Raw genomic sequence first — 17,820 nt, 5'->3', positions numbered from 1 at the left:
GTCACCGTGCGGCGAGCCGGCCCGCCGTCTGTTCGATTTGCAGGAACATATCCATGAGAAGCGCCGCAGGGTCAAGGTTGACCGCCTTGCCCCGGCGCGCCCGCGCCGACAGGCTTTGCGCCAGATCGGCCCAGAGACGCGCGGCCCAGGGGTCGGGCGACAGACGGGCGAGAAGCTGCGCCTCTTGCGGGGCGGCCTCGGGCGGGGTCACGCCCAGCGTGCCCGCGCGCGCCAGCCGCGCCAGCGCGAGGTCAAGCAGCGTGACCAGCAGGTCGAACTGCGCCTCGTGCCCCTTGCCCGCGCCGCTTTCGGCCAGGGCCAGCAATTTGCCGCGATCCATGCGGGGCAGGGCGGCCATCAGGGCGATCAGGTCTTCATAGAGCGCGAGGCCCGCGCCCTGGGTCAGGCGCACCGCCTCGCCCACAGAACCGCCGGCCAGCTCTGCCAGCGGCTGCGCATCCTCCACGGCGATGCCGGCCTGATCGAGCGCGGCGGCCAGTTGATCGGGCGGCAGCGGCGACAGGCGCAATTCGCGGCAGCGCGACCGGATGGTGGGCAAGAGACGCGAGGGCTGATGCGCGATCAGCAGGAAGGTGACGCCGGCCGGCGGTTCCTCCAGCAGCTTGAGCAGTGCATTGGCGGCGGCCACGTTCAGATCGTCGGCGCAATCCACGATGGCGACGCGGCGCCCGCCATCGGCGGCGGAAAGGCCGAAATATTCCTTCAGCTTGCGGACCTCCTTCACCAGGATGTCCTGCGCGGGGGCCTTTTCGGTCTCGTTCAGCCCGCGCCGCAGCAGGTAGAGCCGCGGCTCCGACAGGGCGGCGATGCGGCGCGCGACGGGGTGATCGGCGGGAATGTCCAGCGTCTCGGGCGGCGGGGGGGCGAACATGCCGCCGTCATCTTCGGGCGTGGCCAGCAGGAAGCGCGCCAGTTTCCAGGCCAGCGTCGCCTTGCCCAGACCGCGCGGCCCGGTGATCAGCCAGCCGTGGTGCAGCCGGCCGGCGTTGAAGCTGGCCAGAAAATCCGCCTGCGCCGCCTGATGGCCGATCACCCGGGCGGTTTCGCGCGGATGCGGCGCGCCCTCGATCCGGTCGGGTTCGGGAAAATCGCCCAGATAGACCGAGGGCATCTCAGCCCTCCAGATGGGTGCGGGTGACGGCCAGCACCTCGGCGGCCACCTCGGCGGGGGCGCGCGCGCCGTCGATCACGCGAAACCGCGCCGGATGGGCGGCGGCCAGCGCCAGAAAGCCCGCGCGCATCCGGCGTTGCAGGTCCAGCCCCATATCCTCGAACCGCTGTTCGCTGCCTTCGCGCGCCACGGCCCGCGCCAGCCCGACCTCGGGGTCGATGTCGATCAGCAGCGTCAGGTCCGGCTCCACCCCGATCATCAGCGCATGCAGCGCATCGACCATGCCGGCGAGATCGCCGCGCGAAATGCCCTGATACATGCGCGAACTGTCGGCGAAACGGTCGGTGATGACCACCGCGCCGCGCGCCAGCGCCGGGCGGATGGTCTTTTCCAGATGGTCGCGGCGGGCGGCGGTGAACAGCAGCAATTCGGTTTCCGCCGACCAGCGATCCACCGCGCCTTCCAGCACCAGACGGCGGATTTCCTCGGCGCCCGGGCTGCCACCAGGTTCGCGCGTCAGCACGACCTCATGACCCAGGCCGCGCAGCGCCTCGGCCAAAAGGCGGCCCTGGGTGCTTTTGCCCGAACCGTCGATCCCCTCAAGGCTGAGAAAACGCCCGCCCGCCATCAGCTCGCGGGGGCTTCGTCGGGAAAGAAGCGCTTGACCAGCGCCTGTGCCGCCGTGGCCAGCCGGGTGCCAAAGCCCCCCTCGGGCACATCCGCCTCGGCCACCAGCGCGATGCGGCTGTCGGGCAGGCCGGGGATGCGCACCACCAGTTCCGCCACCGCGTCGCCCTTGGCGATCGGCGCCTTGATCGGCCCGGTATAGACCACCTCGGCGGTCATCGAATTGCGCGCGGTGACCGGGATCAGCCGTGCCACGTCCTCGGCCGGCACCAACCCGACATGTTCGGCGGCGCCCATCCAGACCTCGGCCTCGGCGACGCGGGTGCCGGCCTTGGCGATGGTCTTCATCGCGAAATCGCGGAAGGCCCAGTCAGCGATGCGTTCGCTTTCCTCGGCGCGCGCCTGATCGGAGGGCAGGCCCGCGATGACAAAGACGATCCGCCGCCCGTTCTGATGCAGCGCCGAGCCGACAAGGCCATAGCCCGCTTCCTCGGTATGGCCGGTCTTCAGCCCGTCGGCCTGCCAGTCGCCGCCCTTGATCCGCAAAAGCGGGTTGCGGTTCTGGCTGTTGGCGGGCACGCGGCCCTGATAGCTGAATTCGGTCAGCGCGAAATAGGGGTAATATTCCGGGAATTCCGAAATCAGCCGCACCGCCAGCAGGCCCAGGTCATGCGCGCTCATCCGGTGATCGGGGGCGGGCCAGCCCGAGGCATTGGCAAAGGTCGATTGCCCCATGCCCAGCTCGCGGGCGCGGTCGGTCATGCGGCGGGCGAATTCGTCCTCCGACCCGGCCATGCCCTCGGCCACCACCACGCAGGCATCATTGCCGGAATTGATGATGATGCCATGGATCAGCTCGTCCACCGTCGGCCGGTCGTCGGGCTTGACGAACATCTTGGAGCCGCCCATCTTCCAGGCCTTTTCCGACACCGCAAAGGTGCTGTCGGCCTTGAAGCGCCCGTCATGCAGCGCCTCGAACAGCATGTTCAGCGTCATCAGCTTTGACATCGACGCGGGCGGGATCGGCGTTTCGGCGTTCTTGTCCATCAGGACGGTGCCGGTCGTCATGTCATAGACCCAGGCGGCGCGGGCCTGCGTCTCGAAGGCCCAGACGGGCGACGAACCCAGCAGAAAGGCAAGGGCAAGGCTGAAGCGGCGGATCATGGGTCTTCCTTTCGCGAGGGGCCGCGCCAGGGCCAGGGTGGGCGGCGCGGCCCGGCGCGGTTACTTGATGATATAGGCGTCGGTAAAGCCCAGCGACTTCACCTTTGCGAGAAGCGCGGCCTTGTCCGCGCCCGAGGCGGTGACCGACCAGTGATCCTTGCCCTGGGTCTGACCCTTCTTGATCGTGGCGGCGATGCCGGCCTTGCCCAGTTGATCGGCCGCGCGCTTGGCATTGGCCTCGACCGAGAAAATGCCGATCTGCGCCACATGGGCGCCGCCGCTGGCCGCGGGTTTCGCGGCGGGCTGGGCTGGTTTGGCCGCGGTTTTCGCCGGGGCAGGGGCCGCGGCGCCGGGTTTCACCGGCTGGGCGGCGATGGTGCCGCCGGGGATCGGCGCGCCGCCGATCACGGGCGCGGCCGGTTTTGCCAGCGCGGCCTTGGCATCCTTGGCCACCGCCGCGCCCTCGGGCGCCACGGTTTCGGCGGCATCGAGCAGCGGCTTGCTGGCATCGGTCTGGGCCGGGGCCTCTTCGCGCCGCAGGGCGGTGACGTTGATCTTGCCGGGCTGACCGGCCAGCAGCCCGAGCGCCGCCGCCGCATCGGACGAGATTTGCAGCTTCGGCCCCGGATTTTCGCGTTCACGCCGGAACAGCGCGCCGATGACGAATTTGCCATTGGCGCTGTTGCGCAGGATCACCCGTTCGGGGTCTTTCGCATCGGGCGAGGCCACCCAGACGCCGCCCAGCGAAGGCCTGCCATCCCAGAGCGCCATATCCGTGGTCTGAAAGATCTCGGGCGCCTCGACATCGCGGTCCACCAGCTTGACCGAGGTCGCGGCCTTGCCCGGCGTCGCCGCAGGGGCGGCATCGCTGGCGGCCGCCTCGGATGTGGAAGTGCCCTTGCCCGGCACGCAAGCCGCCAAGGCCCCCGCCGCACAAGCCATGATCATCAGCCGACCGACCGTTCCCGCCATGCTCAAGCCCCCTTGCGCGCCTTCTGCCGGGTCGCGCTTGTTCTGCCCTGCACAACCCGCACCGGCGCCGCAGGTCCGGGAAACCGGGCCGCAGGTCAAACCGCCGCGCGCTGCGCTTTGCGCGCATCATAACCGCGCCCTCGGTCCGAGAAAAGCCCGCAGGCGGGCCTCGGCGGAATTTGGCACGCCCCCCGCCGCCTTCCCCCTTGCACCAGCCCCCCGTGCCCCTGTAAGCGGAGAACCACGGAAGTGTGGCCGAGTGGTTTAAGGCTCTGGTCTTGAAAACCAGCGTGGGGGAGACCCCACCGTGGGTTCGAATCCCACCGCTTCCGCCATCAAAAGATGCAGAGCGTGACCATTGGCCCCCGACAGGGCCTTTTTCATTCTGGTTTGTCACCGGACATAAAGAATGGGCGCGCCCGGCCTGACCGGGGATATCTGAAAAGCGTAAAAGCCTGCAACACACGGATTTCAGGCGCGTGTCGCGGAGGCGGTTTTTCTACATGCGGCAGGCTTGCGATTTGCGTCAGCGGGCGGATGGGCCGGACCGCCATGCCCTGACGATGGACTGACGCGGTTTGTGCTTTGGTCGCGCCGCGCTCTGGCGTGACGCCTGAGGGCTTTTCGAAGCATGGAGCATTCACATGGCACGTTTTGTCTGGAAGAATGGAAATCAAGGCTTCTACAACTTGCGCGAACTCAATCAATATGATCGCGTCTCGACCACGGCGGGCAAGATTGTCCTGCGCTATGACGGCGATGACGGCGCCTATGATCCCACGCGCCATGCCTGGCGGGTGGAGGTGCTGACCTCCGGCCGCACCACCTTTCGCCCCGAAGACGGGCCGGATGCCGGCCAGGCCATCGTCACCGGCGGCACGATCACCGGCCTGCGCTATTTCAACAAGGCCGGCCGGCTGATCCTTGAAGTCACCGATATCGGCGGCGATCTGGCCAGTTTCGAACATATGATGCGGCGGGACAATGGGCAGGCGGCCTATGACGCGATCATGGCGGGCGACAATACCTATATCGGCGCGCGCAATGGGGGCGGTGCCGACTGGGATGGCGATGACATCACCTCGGGCTTTGGCAATGACACGATCACCGCCGGCGCGGGCGATGACTACATCAAGGATTACGGCGGCCGTGATGTCTATCGTGGCGGGGCGGGGCTCGATACCGTTTCCTATGACCAGTGGTTCTGGAACCCGCAGCACATGAAAAGCGGCATCGTCGCCAATCTTGCCACGGGCCAGGTGCGCGGCCCGGACGGGCTGACCGACACGCTGTTCAGCATCGAGTCCGTTCGCGGCACCCAGCTGACCGACCGGATGACCGGAAATGCACAGGACAATTTCTTTGTCGGCCTTGGCGGGCGCGATATTTTCGACGGCGGGGCGGGGATGGACGCGGTCAGCTTCCATCGTGACTACGACCGTGGCGGCACGGCGGGCGCCCGTGTCAATCTGGCCAAGGGCTTTGCCCGCGACGGTTTTGGCACGACCGACAAGCTGACCAGCATCGAAGGCGCGCGCGGCACCGAGCAGCGCGACATCTTTACCGACAATGGCGGGAGCAACTGGTTTCGCGGCGATGGCGGCAATGACCTGTTCAACCTGTCGCGCGGCGATGACACGGTGCGGGGCGGTGACGGCGCGGATCGCTTCGTGTTTCGCGGCACTGCGATCGGCAATGACGTGATCGAGGATTTCAATCCCGGCGAGGGCGATCGCATCCGCATCGTGGCCGTCGATTCCTTTGCCGACCTCACCATCACCCAGGAGGGCGGCGATGCCATTGTGGCGGGTGCCGGCGGGCGTATCCGGCTGAGTGGCTGGGATGCCGATGACGTGACCGCCGGCGCTTTCCTGTTCTGAGAGGGTCGGGGGCGGTCATCCTGCCCACGATCCGTTTCATGCCGGACGCGAAATGACAAAGGCCGCGCCAAAGCGCGGCCTTTTTCGATTTTTCGACGAAAAATCGGGATCAGAGCAGGGCCTTGGTCTGGGCGACCGTGGCTTCGGCGGTGATGCCGAATTCCTGATACAGCCGCTCTGCCGGGGCCGAGGCGCCGAAGGAGGACATGCCGACAAAGCCGGCCTTGGCTTCCTTGCCGCGCTCGCCCAGCAGCCAGCGGTCCCAGCCCATGCGCACGCCCGCCTCGATGGCGATCCGCACCGGGCCGGCCGGCAGCACCTTCTTGCGCCAGGCTTCGTCCTGCGCTGCGAACAGCTCCATGCAGGGCATGGAGACGACGCGGGTGCCGATGCCTTCGGCCTCCAGCATGTCGCGGGCCTTCAGCGCGATCTCGACTTCGGTGCCGGTGGCCATCAGGATGACCTGACGCTTGCCCGTCGCCTCGGCCAGGACATAGGCACCCTTGGCTGTCAGGTTCTGGTTGGTATGCGTCTTGCGCACCGCCGCCACGCCCTGACGGCTGAGTGCCATCACCGACGGCGTGGTCTTGGTCGAAAGCGCCAGTTCCCAGGCTTCGGCGGTTTCCACCAGATCGGCGGGGCGGAAGACCCAGGTATTCGGCGTTGCGCGGCTGATCGCCAGATGCTCGACCGGCTGGTGGGTCGGGCCGTCTTCGCCCAGACCGATGCTGTCATGCGTCATCACATAGACCACCGGCACCTGCATCAGCGCCGAGAGACGCATCGAGGGGCGGGCATAGTCGGTGAAGCACATGAAGGTGCCGCCATAGGGCCGCACGCCGCCATGCAGGGCCATGCCGTTCATCGCGGCGGCCATGCCATGTTCGCGGATGCCCCAATAGACGTAACGCCCCTTGCGGTTCAGCGGATCGAACACGCCCAGATCGGCGGTCTTGGTGTTGTTGGACCCGGTCAGGTCGGCCGAGCCACCGATGGTTTCCTGCGCGACCGGGTTCACCGCCGCCAGCACCAGTTCCGAGGCCGAGCGGGTGGCGAGCTTCTTGGGGCTGTCCACCGCCGCTTTCTTCACGCCACGGATCGCCGCGCCCAGCTTGGCCGGCGCGTCGCCCGCGAAGATGCGGTTGAATTCGGCCTGCTTGCCGGCGGGCAGGCTGGCCAGCCGGGCGGCCCATTCCGCGCGGGTCGCGGCCCCGCGGGCGCCGATCGCCGCCCAGGCCGATTTCACATCGGCGGGGATGTCGAAGGGCCCGTGATCCCAGCCATAGGCGGCGCGGGTTTCGGCGATGAGCTGCTTGTCGGTCAGCGCGCCATGGCCCTTGGACGTATCCTGCGCCGAGGAGCCGAGCGCGATATGCGTCTTGCAGGCGATCAGGGCCGGGCGGGGCGAGCGCTTGGCCTTGTCCAGTGCCGCGTCGATTTCCACCGGGTCATGGCCGTCGCATTCGAACACATCCCAGCCCGAGGCGGCAAAGCGCGCCTTCTGGTCGGTCACGTCCGACAGCTCTACCTTGCCGTCGATGGTGATGCCGTTATTGTCCCACAGCACGATCAGGCGCGACAGCTGGTGCTTGCCGGCGATGCCGATCGCCTCCTGGCTCACGCCTTCCATCAGGCAGCCGTCGCCCGCGATGACATAGGTGTAGTGATCCATCACCTTGGCACCCCAGCGGGCGCGGAGCGATTCCTCGGCCATGGCAAAGCCCACGGCGTTGGAGATGCCCTGACCCAGCGGGCCGGTGGTGGTTTCCACGCCTTCCAGATGGCCATATTCGGGGTGGCCGGCCGTGCGGGCGCCCCATTGGCGGAAGTTCTTCAGCTCGTCCAGCGTGGCCTGCTTGTAGCCCGTAAGGTGCAGCAGGCTGTAGATCAGCATCGAACCATGGCCGGCCGACAGGATGAAACGGTCGCGATTGGGCCATTTCGGATCGGCGGGGTCAAAGTTCAGGTGCTTTTCAAACAGCACGGTGGCGACATCGGCCATGCCCATGGGCATGCCGGAATGACCGGAATTGGCGGCGGCAACGGCGTCAAGCGTGAGCACGCGGATGGCGCAGGCTTTCTTCCAATGATCGGGGTGCTGGGCACGCAGGCTTGCGATGTCCAAGGCGTCTGTCCTCCAGGTATGTCCGGCTCTCGTCCCGTCCTCTAGCACCCCGGGCAGCAAGATCAAGCGCGGGCAGCGGCCTGGGCCAGGAAAATGCGCCCAAGGGGGCGCAATCCGGTCAATCTTTGCGCTAAGATCGGTGTCAAACGGTCTGAAGCGATTCGTCGCCTGATTGCAAAGTGTGCGGGTGCAGGTGCGGCGAACAGACCCAACAACAACCGCAGAAGGCAGAGTGCATGACGGAATTGGCAGAACTGGAACGGCGCATCGTCTCCGCGCTGTCGCGGATCGGCGCGGGGTTGGACCGGCTTCAGGAACAGGCAGCGCAGGCCACAGCGCCGGAAGTGACCGCCGAGGTGGCAGCCGCGCCGCCGGTTGAGGCCCCGGATACCGAAACCCAGCCCGCCGAAAGCCGGGAAGACGCCGCCGCCGGCGCCGCCGCGGCCGAGATCGCCAGCCTGACCGCCGCGCTTGAGGTCGAGCGCGCCACCGTTCAGCAACTGACCGAGCGCGTGCGCGCGCTGAAGGCGCGCGAGGGCCGGCACGAGGCCCAGGCCGAGGCGCGCATCCAGCAATTGACCAAGCAGCTTGATGTTCAGGGGCTGGAACTGCACCGCCTGCGCAAGGGCACGATCCAGCTGCGCGAGGCGCTGCGCGTGCTGCGCGAGGGGCAGGAGGCGGGCACCGTCGATTCCGCCATGATCAACAAGGCCATGATGGCCGAACTGGAGGCCCTGCGCGCCGCGCGGTCCTCGGAAACCGCCGAACTGGACGAGATCATCGCCGAACTCGTCCTGCTGGTCGGAGAGGAGAAGGCCGATGCCTGAGCTGGACATCACCATTGGCGGGCGCGACTTTCAGGTCTCGTGCCAGGCGGGCGAGGAGCCGTTCCTGCGCGCCGCCGCCAGCCTGCTGAATGCCGAGGCCGCGCCGCTGGTGGCGCAGATGGGGCGCCTGCCCGAAGCCAAGATGCTGCTGATGGCGGGGCTGATGCTGGCCGACAAGACCGCCGCCCAGGAAGACGAGATGGCGCGGCTTCAGGCCCGCATCGCGGAACTGGAGGCCCAGGGCAGCCCGGCGCCGGTGCGCATCGAGGTGCCGGTGATCCCGCCGCAGGTGAACGAGACGCTGGCCGATCTGGCCGCCCGGGCCGAGGCGCTGGCCGACCGGCTGGACGAACAGGTGGCCTGAACGCGAAAAGGCCCGCCATGACGGCGGGCCTTTGCTTGCGGGGGGGCTGAGCGGCGATCAGCCGTTCGCTTCGCGGATCTTGTCGGCGGCTTCCTTGTTGAAGGCGATGCCCTTGCCCTCGAACAGCTGGTCCAGCTCGCCCGACAGCGTCATCTCGGTCACGATGTCACAGCCGCCGACGAATTCGCCCTTCACATAAAGCTGCGGGATGGTCGGCCAGTCGGAGAAATCCTTGATGCCCTGCCGGATCTCGGCATCGGCCAGCACGTTCACATCGGCGAATTCCACGCCCATGTAATTCAGGATACCTGCCACGCGGCTGGAAAACCCGCATTGCGGCATCATCTTGGTGCCCTTCATATACAGCACCACGTCATTGGCGGTGATCGTTTCGCGGATCTGGTCCTGCGCGCTCATCTTTTCGTTCCTTCGTATGGTGGAGCGAGGCTCCAGTCTCAAGAGAGAGGGGCTGGCGAGTCGGGTTCAGAGCCTATTCTGTGCCCGCTTGCTGATTTCTTCGTTTTGCACCACGGCAGTTTGAAAGGCTGCATGATCAATCGCCTCGGTCCCCAGGGCCGGGGCCTTCGGGGGCGGGCCTGCCAGCGGGCGATGGCGGCCACGCTGACTGAGTTGAAGAAGCCAGACGACGGCCACGATCCCCGCCAGCACAGCCAGGACGGTGATCTTGTAGGTCAAGGTCACGGCCGTTACTCCGGCGCCTTGGTGGTCAGCGCCAGCGCATGCAATTCGCCCTGCGCCCCGTCCATCTTGCCCTTGAGGCTGGCATAGACGGCGCGCTGTTGCTGCACCCGGTTCAGGCCCTTGAAGCTGGCGTCGATCACCTCGGCCGCCCAATGGTTCCCGTCGCCCGCAAGATCGGTGATGGTGATCTGCGCATCGGGGAAGCTTTCCCGGATCAGCGCCTCGATATCCTTGCCTTCCATCGGCATGTGGAGCCTCCTGTCCTTCCCTTCCAATCTAGGACGAGCGGCGGGGGGCTGCAAGGCGTGGCCTCATGCGGCGGGTGACCATTCGCGGGCCAGCATCGCCAGAAAGACGCAATCCACCCAGTCGCCGCCGGGGCGGTGCCAGCATTCGCGCCAGACCCCTTCGCGCCGGAAGCCGGCGGTTTCAAAGAAATGCAGGGCGCGGGTATTGTCGGCGGTGCAATCCAGGCCCAGACGATGCGCGCCGCGCACGGCAAAGACCTCGTGCAGCAGCGCGGCCAGAAAGGGGCGCCCCAGCCCGGGCCGCGCCACGGCGAATTCCCGCAGGCCCAGCACGCGCGGCAGCCATTCGACCAGCAGGGCAAACCCGGCGGGCTGGCCCTGATCGCACCAGATCAGCAGATCGCCCTCGGTAATCGCCGCCTCGATTACACCCTCGGCCGGCGGGTCGAGAAAGGCGCGGTTGTCGGCGCGCAGCCAGAGGGCGCAGACAAAATCCGCATCCTCCGGTCGCGCGGGGCGGATCATCCCTCGATCGCGGCCGCGAAGGCCCCGCGATAGAGCGCCGAAAGATCGGCCAGCGGCGCGCTCTCGGCGCCCAGCGTCACCGTAGCGCCGCCGAAACGGCCGACCCGGGTGACCGGCACGCCCGCGGTCAGGCCCGCGGCCTCGATCGCGGCGGCGCCGGCTTCGGTCACGGCCAGCAGGTAGCGGGCCTGATCCTCGCCGAACAGGGTGGGAATGTCGCCCGCGTCCAGCGTGACGCCCAGGCCCGCGCCCTCGGCCATTTCAAAGGCGGCCAGCGCCAGCCCGCCATCGCCCAGATCGGTCGCGGCCTTGACCGATTTGCCGACCGACCGCAGGAAATCGCCATGGCGCTTTTCCGCCGCCAGATCGACATGCGGCGCATCGCCGCCCTCGATCCCGAAGGCTTCGGCCAGCAGGGCCGACTGGCCCAGATGACCGAAGGTTTCGCCAATCAGCAGCGCGATATCGCCCTCGGCCGGCTGGCCGGCGATCAGGTCATCGAGGCTGGCCAGCAGCCCGACCGCGCCGATGGTGGGCGTGGGCAGGATGGCCGAACCGTCGGTTTCATTATAGAGCGACACATTGCCCGACACGATCGGCATTTCCAGCGCTGCCACCGCAGCACCGATGCCTTTGATCGCCCCGACGAACTGGCCCATGATCTCGGGCTTTTCGGGGTTGCCGAAATTCAGGTTGTCGGTGGTGGCAAGGGGCAGGGCGCCCACGGCAGTCAGGTTGCGATAGGCCTCGGCCACCGCCTGCTTGCCGCCCTCGAACGGGTTGGCCTTCACATAGCGCGGCGTCACGTCACTGGTGAAGGCCAGGCCCTTGTCCGTGCCATGCACCCGCACCACGCCGGCCGCCATGCCGGGGCGGATCACCGTATCGGCGCCAACCTGGCAGTCATATTGTTCCCAGACCCAGGCCTTGTGCGCATGGGTCGGGCTGCCGATCAACGCGCGCAGACCGGCGATGGCACCGATGGCGGGCACGTCGGCCAGCGGTGCGGCGGCCGGGGTTTCCACCCAGGGGCGGTCATATTCCGGTGCGCTGGACGACAGTTTCGACAGCGGCAGATCGGCCATGACCGCATTGCCATGCAGGATCAGGAAGCGGTCCTCGGGGATGGTTTCGCCCACAATGGCGAAATCCAAATCCCATTTTTCAAAGATCGCGCGGGCGACGGCCTCTTTCTCGGGCTTCAGCACCATGAGCATGCGCTCCTGGCTTTCCGAGAGCATCATCTCATAGGCGGTCATCGCGGCTTCGCGCTGCGGCACGGCGTCGAGGTTCAGCCGGATGCCCAGCCCGCCCTTGTCGCCCATTTCCACCGCCGAACAGGTCAGACCCGCCGCGCCCATATCCTGAATGGAGATGACGGCGCCGGTCTGCATCAGCTCCAGGCAGGCTTCCAGCAGGCGCTTTTCGGTGAAGGGGTCGCCGACCTGCACGGTGGGGCGCTTTTCCTCGATCGTCTCGTCGAATTCGGCGCTGGCCATGGTGGCCCCGCCCACGCCGTCACGCCCGGTCTTGGCGCCGAGATAGACCACCGGCATGCCCACGCCCGAGGCGGCGGAGTAGAAGATCTTGTCGGCATCGGCGAGGCCGGCCGCAAAGGCGTTCACCAGGCAGTTGCCGTTATAGGCACGGTGAAAGCGCACCTCGCCGCCGACGGTGGGCACGCCAAAGGCATTGCCATAGCCGCCGATGCCTTCGACCACGCCCTTGACCAGATGCGCGGTCTTGGGATGCGAGGGCAGGCCGAAGCTCAGCGCGTTCATCGCCGCAATCGGGCGGGCGCCCATGGTGAACACGTCCCGCAGGATGCCGCCGACGCCGGTCGCCGCGCCCTGATGCGGTTCGATGTAAGAGGGGTGGTTGTGGCTTTCCATCTTGAAGATGACCGCCTGGCCATCGCCGATATCGACCACGCCCGCATTTTCGCCAGGGCCGCAGATCACCTGCGGGCCGGTGGTCGGCAGGGTGCGCAGCCATTTCTTCGACGACTTGTAGGAACAATGCTCGTTCCACATCGCCGAAAAGATACCCAGTTCGGTAAAGGTCGGCTCGCGGCCGATGATCTCCAGGATGCGCTGGTATTCATCGGGTTTCAGGCCATGCGCAGCGATCAGCTCGGGGGTGATTGCGGGTTCGTTCATGGCCTTCCCTCAACATGCTGGTGTCTTGCGCGCCCGTTTAGGCCAAAGGGCGCCGAAGGGAAAGGCCGATGCGCGGGGCGGGCAAAGATTTAATCGGGCGCGGGGCCGATTCTGCCGGCGGCCCGCAAGGCCGCCGTTCCGATGCCGGTTCGTTTTCACGCAAACGATATGCTGCGCTGCCGCATCGTTGGGCGGTTTCACAAAATCGGGCGAAAACCAAAAAAAAGGCCGAGCAGAAGCTCGGCCCAAGTCCAACAGGGAGGTATGAAGGAGATGAGAGAGTATCTCGACCACCGCCTTCAAGCGGGGATTTAGGCGTGCCGGCGATTCCAGGCAAGCCCCAACTTGCTGCGCTTGCAGCATGGCCGCCATGCGTTCAGCGCATGGCTGGTGCTGTCTGTGCATAAGGCCCTGAAACATATCGGAAAATTGCAGCTTTGCCGCAGGCTGCCCGCCGGGCGCATGTCGCGCGCCCCGCGCAGCCGCCCGCCGACAGCGCGCGGCGGGCCATCAGCAACCTGTCAGGCCGGGTTCTGCTTGCGGAACAGGAAGATTTCCTCGGTCACGAAATCGCGGAAGGCCGAGACGCGCTTGGAATGGCGCAATTCCTCGGGATAGGCGAGGAAGACCGGCACATCATTCGATTCCTCCTCGGGCAGGACGCGCACGAGATTGGGGAAATCTTCGGTGATGTAATCGGGCAGCACGCCCACGCCCAGATGGTTCAGCACCCCCTGCAACACCCCGAAATAGTTGTTCACTGTCAGGGTGGAGGGGATGTCATGGCTCATCAGTTGCGCGACCAGCAGCGCGCCGGCGGCCACCTGCGCGGTGCCGGCATGCTGGCAGATCAGCCTGTGCTGGCTGAAATCCTGCATCGTGGTGGGGGTGCCGTGTTCGGCCAGATATTCCGGCGTCGCATACATGCGCATGCGGATATTCATCAGCCGGCGGCGGATCAGGTCGGCCTGGCTCGGCTCTTTCATGCGGATCGCCACATCAGCCTCGCGCATCGGCAGATCCAGCACCCGCTCCTCCAGCATGAGGTCGATCTTGAGCGCGGGATATTTGCGATAGAGCTTGGCCAGACGCGGCGCGAGCCAAAGCGTGCCAAAGCCCGTCGTCGTCGTCACCCGCAATTCGCCAAAGACCTCGTCCTCGCTGTCGCGGATGCGGGCGGCGGTGGCGTCAAGGCGTTTGACCATGGCGGTGGTCGCGTCAAACAGCAATTCGCCCTGTTCGGTCAGAATCAGCCCGCGCGCATGGCGGTGGAACAGCGTGACATTCAGGCTTTCCTCAAGCGCCCGGATCTGTCGCGATACGGCAGACTGGCTCAGATGCAGGGTGTCGCCGGCATGGGTCAGGCTGCCCGCATCGGCCACCGCGTGAAAGATTCTGAGCTTGTCCCAGTCCATGTTGAAACTCTTGCCTGTTTTTCTACCGCTAACATTTCGCGCTTAGATAGTCACATTATTATGGGCGTAAATGGGGGCATGTCGCAAAATTCCCCCTTTATAGGTCAGCATATTTGACCTACCATAAGCGCAAGTTCATTTTGCAAGGGGAGGTGCACAATGGGCAGGCAAAATGAGATCCGCGTCGATGTGTCGCTGGCGGATCGCTATGACCTGACGAAATCGCCGGTGCTGCTGAATGGCACCCAGGCCCTTGTGCGCCTGATGCTGATGCAGCGGGCGCGCGATGCGGCGGCGGGGCTGGATACGGCGGGCTATTGCACCGGCTATCGCGGCTCGCCCCTGGGTGCGGTCGATCTGACCATGAGCAAGGCCCGGCGCGAGCTGGAGGCGGCGCAAATCCTGTTCCAGCCGGGGCTGAACGAGGATCTGGCCGCAACGGCGATCTGGGGCAGCCAGCAGGCCGAATTGCGCGGCGAGGGCAAGCATCAGGGCGTCTTTGCACTGTGGTATGGCAAGGGGCCGGGGGTGGACCGCACCGGCGACGTGATGCGCCACGCCAATATGGCCGGCACCAGCCGCCTGGGCGGTGTCCTGATGGCCATGGGTGACGATCATACCGGCGAAAGCTCGACCGTGCTGCACCAGTCGGACTGGGCCATGGTCGATGCCTATATGCCCGTCGTCAGCCCCGCCGGCGTGCAGGAGGTGCTGGATTACGGCCTTTATGGCTGGGCGCTCAGCCGGTTTTCCGGGCTTTGGGTCGGTCTCAAGACCATGAAGGACACGGTCGAGGCGACGGCGGTGGTCGATGGTAACCCGTTCCGCCGCAACTTTGTCACGCCCGATTTCCGCATGCCGCAAGGCGGGCTGAACATCCGGCTGGGCGACGCGCCGGTCGCGCAGGAAGCGCGGATGATCGACTACAAACGCTTCGCCGCCGAGGCGTTTTCGCATGCGAACCGGATGGATCAGCGCATCTGGGGCAAGCCGGGCGCGAAGATCGGCTTTGTCGCCGCCGGCAAGAACTGGCTCGATCTCACCCATGCGCTCAGCCTGCTGGGCATCGACGCGCATGAGGCCGAACGGCTGGGCCTGACCACCTACAAGATCGGCCAGACCTTCCCGCTTGACATGAAGGGCTTTCACGACTGGGCCGAGGGGCTGGAGGTCATCGTCGTCGTCGAGGAAAAGCGCAAGCTGATCGAGGTGCAGGTGAAGGAGGCGATCTTTGACGATCGCCGGGGCCGCCGGGTGCTGGGCTGGAAACACGACCGCACGCATGAGGAACTGTTCCCCACCCGCTTTGCGCTGGATCCGCTGATGATCGCGGAAAAGCTGGGCGGCATCCTGATCGAAGAAGGGCGCGGCACCGAGGCGGTGAAGGCGGGCCTTGCCCGCATCGCCGAGGCGCGGCGGGCCGACAATGCCCGCGATCTGGCGGCGCGGCTGCCCTATTTCTGCTCCGGCTGCCCGCATAACAGTTCCACCAAGGTGCCCGAAGGCAGCCGCGCCTATGCCGGCATCGGCTGTCACTACATGGTGCAATGGATGGACCGTTCCACCAACGGCTTCACCCATATGGGCGGCGAGGGCGCGAACTGGGTGGGCGAGGCGCCGTTCTCGACCCGCGGCCATGTGTTCCAGAACCTTGGCGACGGCACCTATAACCATTCCGGCGTGCAGGCGATCCGTGCAGCGCTCGCTGCCGATGTGAACATCACCTACAAGATCCTGTTCAACGATGCCGTCGCCATGACCGGCGGCCAGTTCAACGAGGGCGGCCTGACCCCCGACCGCATCGCGCGCGAGGTGTTGGCCATGGGCGTACGCGAGGTGGCGTTGGTCCATGACCCGAAAGAGGAGCTGGATCTCGGCAAGTTCCCCTCGGGCCTCTCGATCCATACCCGCGACGAGATGGAGGCGGTGCAAAAGCGGCTCGCCACCGTGCCGGGCGTGTCGGTGTTGCTCTATGTCCAGACCTGCGCGGCCGAAAAACGGCGCCGGCGCAAGAAGGGCAGCTTTCCCGATATCGACCGCCGGGTCTTCATCAATACCGATATCTGCGAAGGCTGCGGCGATTGCGGCGTGCAGTCGAACTGCGTCTCGGTCGTGCCGGTGGAGACCGAACTGGGCCGCAAGCGCGCCATCGACCAGTCGTCCTGCAACAAGGATTTCTCCTGCCTCAACGGCTTTTGCCCGTCCTTCGTGACGCTGGAGGGCGCGAAGCCCCGCAAGGCCGAGGCCCGCGCCGTCGATCTGCCCGACCTGCCCGAACCTGTGCTGCCCGAAATCCGCGGCACCCATAACATCGTCATCACCGGCGTCGGCGGCACCGGCGTGGTGACCATCGGCGCCGTGCTGGCCATGGCCGCGCATCTGGATGGCAAGGGCGCCGGCATGATGGAAATGGCGGGCCTCGCGCAAAAGGGCGGTGCCGTGCATATCCATTGCCGCATCGCCGAAAAGCCCGCCGACATCTCGGCCATCCGCGTCGCCGTGGGCGAGGCGGATGCAGTGATCGGCGGCGATCTGGTGGTGACGGCAGGCGCCAAGACGCTGGGCCTGATGACGACGGGGCGCAGCCGCGCCGTGGTCAACGACCATGAAATCGTGACCGGCGAATTTACCCGCAATACCGAGTTCCGCATTCCGTCCGAGGACTTGCGCGTCGCACTTCAAGCGCGCCTGCGCGAGGGGGTCAGTTTTCTCGACACCACGGAATTCGCCCGCGCGGTGCTGGGGGATTCGATCTTTTCCAACATGGTTCTGCTGGGCATGGCCTGGCAGGGCGGGCTGGTGCCGCTGTCGCTGGCGGCGCTGCGCCGCGCGGTGGAGCTGAACGGGGCGGGCGTCGAGGCCAATTTGCGCGCCTTCGATCTGGGCCGCTTTGCGCAGGCTCATCCCGATCAGGCCCGCGCGCTGATGCGGCCCGAGGAAAAGCCGACGGTCGATCCCGTGGCCTTCCGCGCCGATCACCTGCGCGCCTATCAGGATAACGCGCTGGCCGACCGGTTCGTCGCCCGCGTCCATGCCGCGCCCGAGGCGCTGCGCCCGTCCTTGGCCAAGGGCTATCACAAGCTTCTGGCCTACAAGGATGAATACGAAGTTGCGCGCCTGCATCTGGAAACGCTTGCCAAGGCGCGCGAAAGCCTGACCGGCGATCTGCGCCCGACCTTCCATCTGGCGCCGCCGATCCTGCCGGGCAAGGCGTCGGACGGTCGGCCGAAGAAACGAGCCTTCGGGCCGTGGATCCTGCCGGTGTTCCGGTTGCTGGCCCGGATGAAGGGCTTGCGCGGCACGGCGTTCGATCCCTTCGGGCGCCACCCCGAACGCCGCATGGAGCGCGCGCTGATCACGCAATATGAGGCCGATCTGGCAGAGGTTCTGCCGCTCTGGCGCCCCGCGACCGAGACGGCGATCGTCGAATTGCTGGAATTGCCGCTGTCGATCCGCGGCTATGGTCCGGTGAAGGAGGCCAATGCCGCCAAGGCCGCCGAGCGGCGGTCCGAACTGCTGGCCACGATCCGCGCCGGGGGCGATGCCCCGCGCCTCGCGGCGTAATCTGCAAAATGGCCCGGCGGGGTTTGCAAAACCGCCGGGCCTTTGCAAACCGTCCTGCCGTGTTCTGCAAAATCGGTGCGAAACGCACGGGCCCGCGCCTTCGCTCTTTTCCCGGC

15 protein-coding genes and 1 tRNA gene are annotated in these 17,820 nt (G+C 66.5%); 5 read left to right on the top strand and 11 right to left on the bottom strand.

The features are described 5' to 3' along the window. Position 1: 1 nt before the first annotated feature. From FOA17_RS15145 to FOA17_RS15130, 4 genes are read right to left on the bottom strand one after another with little or no spacing between them, the layout of a single operon-like run. A complete protein-coding gene (locus tag FOA17_RS15145; RefSeq protein ID WP_149142330.1) occupies positions 2-1,132 on the bottom strand; it encodes a DNA polymerase III subunit delta' in 1,131 nt (376 codons plus the stop codon). Position 1,133: 1 nt separating this feature from the next. After that, positions 1,134-1,760 (bottom strand): dTMP kinase, encoded by a 627-nt coding sequence (gene tmk / locus FOA17_RS15140; protein WP_149142329.1) that lies wholly within the window; start codon positions 1,758-1,760, stop codon positions 1,134-1,136. After that, positions 1,760-2,923, bottom strand: coding sequence for a D-alanyl-D-alanine carboxypeptidase family protein (locus FOA17_RS15135; RefSeq protein ID WP_149142328.1), 1,164 nt, complete (start codon positions 2,921-2,923; stop codon positions 1,760-1,762). The genes tmk and FOA17_RS15135 overlap by 1 nt, the downstream gene beginning before the upstream one ends. A gap of 60 nt (positions 2,924-2,983) precedes the next feature. Continuing rightward, positions 2,984-3,895: an SPOR domain-containing protein gene (locus FOA17_RS15130; protein WP_238991837.1), complete on the bottom strand. Its 912-nt coding sequence runs from the start codon at positions 3,893-3,895 to the stop codon at positions 2,984-2,986. Positions 3,896-4,140: 245 nt separating this feature from the next. Between FOA17_RS15130 and FOA17_RS15125 the strand changes: the two genes are divergently transcribed. Both FOA17_RS15125 and FOA17_RS15120 read left to right on the top strand, forming a co-directional pair. After that, positions 4,141-4,230, top strand: a tRNA-Ser gene (locus FOA17_RS15125). 309 nt (positions 4,231-4,539) lie between these two features. Then, positions 4,540-5,775, top strand: a complete 1,236-nt coding sequence (locus FOA17_RS15120) for a calcium-binding protein (RefSeq protein WP_149142327.1) — start codon at positions 4,540-4,542, stop codon at positions 5,773-5,775. Positions 5,776-5,884: 109 nt separating this feature from the next. Here FOA17_RS15120 and tkt read toward each other — a convergent pair whose 3' ends face one another. Beyond that, positions 5,885-7,900, bottom strand: coding sequence for a transketolase (gene tkt, locus FOA17_RS15115; RefSeq protein ID WP_149142326.1), 2,016 nt, complete (start codon positions 7,898-7,900; stop codon positions 5,885-5,887). Between the two features lie 236 nt (positions 7,901-8,136). Between tkt and FOA17_RS15110 the strand changes: the two genes are divergently transcribed. Further along, positions 8,137-8,727: a hypothetical protein gene (locus FOA17_RS15110; protein WP_149142325.1), complete on the top strand. Its 591-nt coding sequence runs from the start codon at positions 8,137-8,139 to the stop codon at positions 8,725-8,727. Further along, positions 8,720-9,091, top strand: a complete 372-nt coding sequence (locus tag FOA17_RS15105; protein WP_149142324.1) for a cell division protein ZapA — start codon at positions 8,720-8,722, stop codon at positions 9,089-9,091. The genes FOA17_RS15110 and FOA17_RS15105 overlap by 8 nt, the downstream gene beginning before the upstream one ends. 57 nt (positions 9,092-9,148) lie before the next feature. Here FOA17_RS15105 and grxD read toward each other — a convergent pair whose 3' ends face one another. The 6 genes from grxD to FOA17_RS15075 form a co-directional block, all read right to left on the bottom strand. Continuing rightward, complete coding sequence (gene grxD / locus FOA17_RS15100; RefSeq protein WP_149142323.1) at positions 9,149-9,508, bottom strand: Grx4 family monothiol glutaredoxin; 360 nt, start codon at positions 9,506-9,508, stop codon at positions 9,149-9,151. 66 nt (positions 9,509-9,574) lie between these two features. Further along, positions 9,575-9,793, bottom strand: a complete 219-nt coding sequence (locus FOA17_RS15095; protein WP_149142322.1) for a hypothetical protein — start codon at positions 9,791-9,793, stop codon at positions 9,575-9,577. 5 nt (positions 9,794-9,798) lie between these two features. Further along, complete coding sequence (locus tag FOA17_RS15090) at positions 9,799-10,041, bottom strand: BolA/IbaG family iron-sulfur metabolism protein (protein WP_149142321.1); 243 nt, start codon at positions 10,039-10,041, stop codon at positions 9,799-9,801. A gap of 63 nt (positions 10,042-10,104) precedes the next feature. Next, positions 10,105-10,566: a GNAT family N-acetyltransferase gene (locus FOA17_RS15085; protein ID WP_149142320.1), complete on the bottom strand. Its 462-nt coding sequence runs from the start codon at positions 10,564-10,566 to the stop codon at positions 10,105-10,107. Beyond that, positions 10,563-12,725, bottom strand: coding sequence for a phosphoribosylformylglycinamidine synthase subunit PurL (purL, locus tag FOA17_RS15080; RefSeq protein WP_149142319.1), 2,163 nt, complete (start codon positions 12,723-12,725; stop codon positions 10,563-10,565). The genes FOA17_RS15085 and purL overlap by 4 nt, the downstream gene beginning before the upstream one ends. 521 nt (positions 12,726-13,246) lie before the next feature. Next, positions 13,247-14,140, bottom strand: coding sequence for a LysR family transcriptional regulator (locus tag FOA17_RS15075; RefSeq protein ID WP_149142318.1), 894 nt, complete (start codon positions 14,138-14,140; stop codon positions 13,247-13,249). A 159-nt stretch (positions 14,141-14,299) separates the two neighbouring features. Between FOA17_RS15075 and FOA17_RS15070 the strand changes: the two genes are divergently transcribed. Continuing rightward, complete coding sequence (locus FOA17_RS15070) at positions 14,300-17,704, top strand: indolepyruvate ferredoxin oxidoreductase family protein (protein WP_149142317.1); 3,405 nt, start codon at positions 14,300-14,302, stop codon at positions 17,702-17,704. The last annotated feature ends 116 nt before the right edge of the window (positions 17,705-17,820 follow it).

The organism is Gemmobacter caeruleus, assembly GCF_008271655.1.
Lineage (GTDB): Bacteria > Pseudomonadota > Alphaproteobacteria > Rhodobacterales > Rhodobacteraceae > Gemmobacter > Gemmobacter caeruleus.
This window is presented reverse-complemented; position numbering and strand designations above follow the sequence as displayed.

What these genes read in the sequence shown, in the direction of transcription:
- FOA17_RS15145 (WP_149142330.1), bottom strand. Translation starts at nt 1,132, where the DNA reads ATGCCCTCGGTCTATCTGGGCGATTTTCCCGAACCCGACCGGATCGAG.
- FOA17_RS15130 (WP_238991837.1), bottom strand. Translation starts at nt 3,895, where the DNA reads ATGGCGGGAACGGTCGGTCGGCTGATGATCATGGCTTGTGCGGCGGGG.
- FOA17_RS15085 (WP_149142320.1), bottom strand. Translation starts at nt 10,566, where the DNA reads ATGATCCGCCCCGCGCGACCGGAGGATGCGGATTTTGTCTGCGCCCTC.
- FOA17_RS15075 (WP_149142318.1), bottom strand. Translation starts at nt 14,140, where the DNA reads ATGGACTGGGACAAGCTCAGAATCTTTCACGCGGTGGCCGATGCGGGC.
- tmk (WP_149142329.1), bottom strand. Translation starts at nt 1,760, where the DNA reads ATGGCGGGCGGGCGTTTTCTCAGCCTTGAGGGGATCGACGGTTCGGGC.
- FOA17_RS15120 (WP_149142327.1), top strand. Translation starts at nt 4,540, where the DNA reads ATGGCACGTTTTGTCTGGAAGAATGGAAATCAAGGCTTCTACAACTTG.
- purL (WP_149142319.1), bottom strand. Translation starts at nt 12,725, where the DNA reads ATGAACGAACCCGCAATCACCCCCGAGCTGATCGCTGCGCATGGCCTG.
- FOA17_RS15090 (WP_149142321.1), bottom strand. Translation starts at nt 10,041, where the DNA reads ATGCCGATGGAAGGCAAGGATATCGAGGCGCTGATCCGGGAAAGCTTC.
- FOA17_RS15135 (WP_149142328.1), bottom strand. Translation starts at nt 2,923, where the DNA reads ATGATCCGCCGCTTCAGCCTTGCCCTTGCCTTTCTGCTGGGTTCGTCG.
- FOA17_RS15105 (WP_149142324.1), top strand. Translation starts at nt 8,720, where the DNA reads ATGCCTGAGCTGGACATCACCATTGGCGGGCGCGACTTTCAGGTCTCG.
- grxD (WP_149142323.1), bottom strand. Translation starts at nt 9,508, where the DNA reads ATGAGCGCGCAGGACCAGATCCGCGAAACGATCACCGCCAATGACGTG.
- FOA17_RS15110 (WP_149142325.1), top strand. Translation starts at nt 8,137, where the DNA reads ATGACGGAATTGGCAGAACTGGAACGGCGCATCGTCTCCGCGCTGTCG.
- FOA17_RS15070 (WP_149142317.1), top strand. Translation starts at nt 14,300, where the DNA reads ATGGGCAGGCAAAATGAGATCCGCGTCGATGTGTCGCTGGCGGATCGC.